Here is a 4,930-nt window from a genome sequence, read left to right as displayed (position 1 = left end):
GGTTCGGGGGTTCCGTCGGGGTTGGTTCGGGGGTGGTTCGGAGGTTGGTTCAGGGCTGCTTCGGGGGTTCGTTCACGGGGTGGATCGGGCGGTGCCTCAGGGCGCCGGATGCACCCGCAGCAGCCCCTCCTGCACGACCGTCGCCACCAGCGTGCCCTCCCGCGTGAACAGCCGGCCGGTGGCCAGCCCGCGCGCGCCGGAGGCCGAGGGGGAGGCCTGGTCGTAGAGCAGCCACTGGTCGGCGCGGGCCGGCCGGTGGAACCAGATCGCGTGGTCCAGCGAGGCGATCTGCACCTCCTTGTGCGGCAGCAGCTTGTGCCGGATCAGCGTGGTGGACAGCAGCGTCAGGTCCGAGACGTAGGCCAGCACCGCGGTGTGCAGGTGCGGGTCGTCCGGCAACGGCGCGGAAGTGCGCAGCCACACCTGCCGCCGCTCCGGGCCGGTGTCCGGGACCCGGCGGATGTCGAACGCCGTCCAGCGCCGGTACAGGATGTTCCACAGCGCGTCCTCGCCGTCGTCGGCGGGGCTGGCCGGGATCGCCGACAGCGACTCCGGGTCCGGGGCGTCCGGGCGCGGGTCGGCGTGGTCCAGGCCGGGCTCGGGGATCTGGTACGAGGCCGACATGACGAAGATGTTGCGGCCGTGCTGGCGCGCCACCACCCGCCGGGTGGAGAACGACCGGCCGGTGCGCGAGCGGTCGACCTCGTACACGATCGGCGCGGTCGGGTCGCCCGGGAGCAGGAAGTACCCGTGCAGCGAGTGCACGCTGCGGTCCGGCTCGACCGTGGCCGTGGCGGCGGACAGGGCCTGGCCCAGCACCTGCCCGCCGAAGACGCGCTGCACGTCGGTGTCGGGCGAGGCGCCGCGGAACAGGTCGTCCTCGATCCTCTCCAGCTCGAGCAGGTCCATGAGGGACTCGAAGGTGGCCAAGGGGTGACTCCCGGGGGCGGATCCATCTCACCTGACGGTGGCGGCGCGGATTTGAGGGGCGGATTGAGTTTAGGCGCCGCGCGGGCCCCTCGGCGGCGTGGCTACTCGGTGAGGTCGGTCACGGGCGGCCCGAACCGCGGCAGCAGGTCCACGATCGGCTCCGGGTCCCCGGTCCAGCCCGCGGCCAGCATCTGGGCCCGGGACCGGCGCCCGATCAGGATGCGGGAGAGCTCGAAGTCGGAGGTGGTCAGTGCCGCGGTGGGCACGCAGTCCTGCTCCCCGAACCGCCAGCTGCCCGAGCCGGTGGCCAGCTCGATCGGCGGGTGCCCGGCCTGCTCCCAGCCGCTGCGCTTGAACTTGGTCAGCAGGCTCGCCACGAACACGGCTTCGGGCGTGTCGCGCGCCTCCCGCCGGCCGAGCGCGCCGCGGATGTCGTGGCTGTGATGGAAGAGGTCGATCACGGCGACCACCGCGGGCCGCCCGTCCGGCTCGTCCAGGAACGCCTCGATCCGGGGCCCGTTGGCGCCCCATTCCTCGACGATCTCGGCCAGCGAGCGCTCCCGGCGCGCCGCCAGGTGCCCGGCGGTCCATTCGGCGCTGTGCGGCTGGGCCGGGGTCCCGGCCAGGACGTCGGCGCTGATCCCGGCGAGGTGGGCGTAGGTGTCCTGGACGCTCCAGCCCGGCAGCGCCGGCACCGGCGAATCGGCCTGCTCCGGGCCCAGGTCCCCGGCCAGCTCCGTGAGCTGGGTGCGGATGACGCGGTAATGCACTCCGGCAGTGGTCATGCTTGCCGTCTCGCCTTCTGTAGGGTTGAGGGTGGCAGATCCATCAATAGTCGATGATGTCGTTGGACGGGAGTGGTGCGCGTGTCGTCGCCCTATGACACCTCGGAGCAGGTGCCGTCATTCACGGTGAGCTCCTCCGAATTCAAGCCCGGGGAGCGCCTCGCCCCCGAGCACGGCTCGGCGATCTTCGAGGTCCCCGGCGGCCGCGAGACCTCGCCGCAGCTGTCCTGGGGCCCGGTCCCCGAGGGCACCAAGAGCATCTCGGTGACGATGTTCGACCCCGACGCCCCGATCCCCTCCGGGTTCTGGCACTGGGGCCTGGCCGACCTCCCCGCCGACACCACCGAGCTCCCCGCGGGCGCCGGCGCCGGCGACGGCTCGCTCCCGGGGGAGGCCTTCCACGTCCCCAACGAGATCGGCATGCACCAGTACGTCGGCTTCGGCCCGCCGCCCGGCACCGGCCGCCACCGCTACTACTTCGCCGTGCACGCCCTGGACGTGGACTCGATCCGCGACCTCGGCGTCACCCCGGACACCACCCCGGCGGTCCTGCACTTCATGATGCGCGGCCACGAGCTGGGGCGCGGGATTCTGCAGGGCTGGGCCAGCGCGGACGAGTAGGCAGGGCGGCAGGTTGGCGGCGGCCGGTCAGGGCGAAGGTGCCCCGGCCGGCCGTTCGCCTGCCGGGGCCACAGTTGCCGGGGCCACTGTCGCTAGGGCCACGGTTGTCAGGGCCGCGATTGTCAGTGGCGCGCGGTATACATACATATAACGGGCGTTTCATCCCCAGCCATATGAGATGACATCAGCGCCCCCGCCCCGGCGCCCGAGTCGGCGCCGCCTCCAACGTCCGGAACGTGATCCCGGCCCGGCTCAGCCGCTCGATGAGCGCCTCACCCATCGCGGTCGCCGTGGTCTGCTGTCCGGCGGTGGGCGGCAGGTCGTCGAAGGCCAGGCACAGGGCCGACTCGGCGAGCATCTTCGCGGTCTCGCCGTAGCCGGGGTCGCCGCCGGAGACCTCGGTGACCAGCGTGCGGCCGCCGGCCTCGGCGCGCAGCCGCAGCGTGAACCAGCTGGCCGCGCGGCGTGCCTCGTCAGGGCCCTGCCCCGGCTTGACCACCTTGCCGACCGCCTGTCGCAGCGGCTTGACCTGCGCGGCCACTGCCAGGCCGGCGACCAGGGACAGGGCGCCCAGGGCGATCGGCAGGCGGCGCACGGCGGCGAAGTGGCCGTAGCGGAAGTCGGGCCCGTACTCCGGCAGTGCGGCGGCGCTGCGCAGCGCGATCTGCGTGTCGATCACCGGCAGCGGTGCGATCCAGGCGCGGGCGGTCGCGTCGTGCCGCGGCGGGCCGGCCAGCACGCCGAAGCGCCGCCCCGGCTGCTTGGGCTCGGCGGACCGGCGGGCCTTGGCCGTCCGCGCCATCGCCTTGGGCCGGGACATCGCGGCCATCGCCGAGGCCAGCGTCCCGCCGGAGAACGTGCCCTTGACCCGGATGAACCCCGACACCCGCACCGGCCCGGTCTGCGGCCCGAGCTCGCGCATCGTGTACAGCACGCCGAGGTCGGTCGGGATGCTGTCGAAGCCGCAGCAGTGCACCAGGCGCGCGCCGGTCTCCACGGCCCGGGCATTGTGCTTGAGGTACATGGCGTCGACGAACTCCGGCTCGCCGGTCAGGTCGACGTAGTCGCATCCGGCTTCGGCGCACGCGGCCACCAGCGGCTCGCCGTAGTGCAGGTACGGCCCCACCGTGCTGATCACCACGCGCGTACGCTCGGCCAGCTCGCGCAGCGAGACCCGGTCCGCGGCGTCGGCGATCAGCAGGGGCAGGCCCTTGAGCTCCGGCCGCGCCGCGGCCAGCCGGTCGCGCACCGCCTGCAGCTTCGCCGCCGACCGCCCGGCCAGCGCCCAGCGCGTGCCGGCCGGGGCGTGCTCGGCCAGATAGTCGGCGACCAGGGATCCGGTGAAGCCGGTGGCTCCGAACAGGACCAGGTCGAAGGGCTTGCCCGGGGTGGGGTCGGCCATCGGGCCCACCTTTCTTACTACCAGTCGGTAACTAGGTCGCTCCACCCTAGAGCGCCGTCGGCCGCGCAGCCAGCGCCACGTGCCTGAGGATCAAATGGAAACCGTCATCGCTTCCGCGCGACCAGCATCTGCCCGGTCACCAGCGCTCCCAGCGCGACGGCGAACCCGGCGGCCTGCGGCGCGGTCAGCGACTGGTGCAGCACGACGAACCCGGCGACCGTGGCCACCATCGGGTTGGCCAGACTCAGCAGCGAAAGGGACGTCGGCGCCAGCCGCTCGATGCCGCGGAACCACAGCGTGTAGGCCAGGGCGGTGCCCACGACGCCGATGTACGTGAACCCGGCGAGGTTCTTGGCGCTCAGCGTGTCCGGCAGCCCCTCGGAGACCAGCGTCATCGGCAGCAGGATCAGCCCGCCGAACACCAGCTGCCAGGTGGCCAGCACCATCGGCGTGGCGCCCTCCGGCCGTCCCCACCTGCGGCCCAGCACGACGGCCAGCGCCATCAGAGCGGTGGCCACCAGCATCGCCACCACGCCGAGGATGTCCAGCCGGGCCTTGGCGGTCAGCGTCATCAGCGCCACGCCTCCGGTGCCGACCACTGCCGCACCCAGTACCGCGTTGTGCGGCCGCTGACGCAGGATCAGGATGCTGAAGCCGGCCACCAGCAGCGGTTGCACCGAGCCGAGGGTCGAGGCCACGCCGCCGGGCAGCCGGTAGGCGGCGAAGAACAGCAGGGGGAAGAAGGCCCCGAAGTTCAGCGTCCCGAGCACCGCGGTCTTCCACCACCAACTGCCCTTGGGCAGGCGACGCACGAACGCCAGCCGGATCAGCCCGGCCGGCAGCGCCCGCATCGTCGCGGCGAGCATCGGGCGGTGGTCGGGAAGCAGTTGCGAGGTGACCACGTAGGTGGTGCCCCAACTCGCCGGGGCGAGGGCGGACAGCAGCAGGTCGCGGGCGCTGCCGGCCGAGGACGAGGGTGAGGGCGAGGACGTGTTGTGCCCGAGGGCCGGCGTGGCGGTGGCTGTCGTGGTGACGGTCATGTGGAACTCTCCCCTGGTTCTTCCACGCTAGTGTCCTGCGCCTGAAGTTCATTTTCTAAATGTAGAATATCGGGCATGCCGAGGACGGGACGGCCGAAGGCCGAGCTGGTGCTCTCCGATGATGAGCGGGCGCAGTTGGAGCGCTGGTCGCG

Annotated in this window: 5 protein-coding genes; 1 reads left to right on the top strand and 4 read right to left on the bottom strand. The window is 72.5% G+C overall.

The features are described 5' to 3' along the window. Positions 1-96 precede the first annotated feature (96 nt). Together GWK61_RS52755 and GWK61_RS52750 are read right to left on the bottom strand one after the other, a co-directional pair. The gene (locus tag GWK61_RS52755; protein ID WP_369125685.1) at positions 97-909 is read right to left on the bottom strand and encodes an acyl-CoA thioesterase; all 813 of its coding nucleotides are present in this window, start codon (positions 907-909) and stop codon (positions 97-99) included. A gap of 122 nt (positions 910-1,031) precedes the next feature. After that, positions 1,032-1,715, bottom strand: coding sequence for a maleylpyruvate isomerase N-terminal domain-containing protein (locus tag GWK61_RS52750; protein ID WP_194921824.1), 684 nt, complete (start codon positions 1,713-1,715; stop codon positions 1,032-1,034). Positions 1,716-1,796: 81 nt separating this feature from the next. Here GWK61_RS52750 and GWK61_RS52745 point away from each other — a divergent pair, with 81 nt between their 5' ends. Next, positions 1,797-2,336 (top strand): YbhB/YbcL family Raf kinase inhibitor-like protein, encoded by a 540-nt coding sequence (locus GWK61_RS52745; protein WP_323748179.1) that lies wholly within the window; start codon positions 1,797-1,799, stop codon positions 2,334-2,336. 184 nt (positions 2,337-2,520) lie between these two features. Here the strand turns inward: GWK61_RS52745 and GWK61_RS52740 are convergent, their stop codons facing one another. After that, the gene (locus tag GWK61_RS52740; RefSeq protein ID WP_194921822.1) at positions 2,521-3,738 is read right to left on the bottom strand and encodes a saccharopine dehydrogenase family protein; all 1,218 of its coding nucleotides are present in this window, start codon (positions 3,736-3,738) and stop codon (positions 2,521-2,523) included. Between the two features lie 104 nt (positions 3,739-3,842). Next, positions 3,843-4,778 (bottom strand): EamA family transporter, encoded by a 936-nt coding sequence (locus GWK61_RS52735; protein WP_194921821.1) that lies wholly within the window; start codon positions 4,776-4,778, stop codon positions 3,843-3,845. Positions 4,779-4,930 lie beyond the last annotated feature (152 nt).

Origin of the sequence: Catenulispora rubra (assembly GCF_015356825.1) — a bacterium.
Classification (GTDB): domain Bacteria; phylum Actinomycetota; class Actinomycetes; order Streptomycetales; family Catenulisporaceae; genus Catenulispora; species Catenulispora rubra.
The sequence above is the reverse complement of the archived record's forward strand: the minus strand, read 5'-3'. Positions and strand labels throughout refer to the sequence as shown.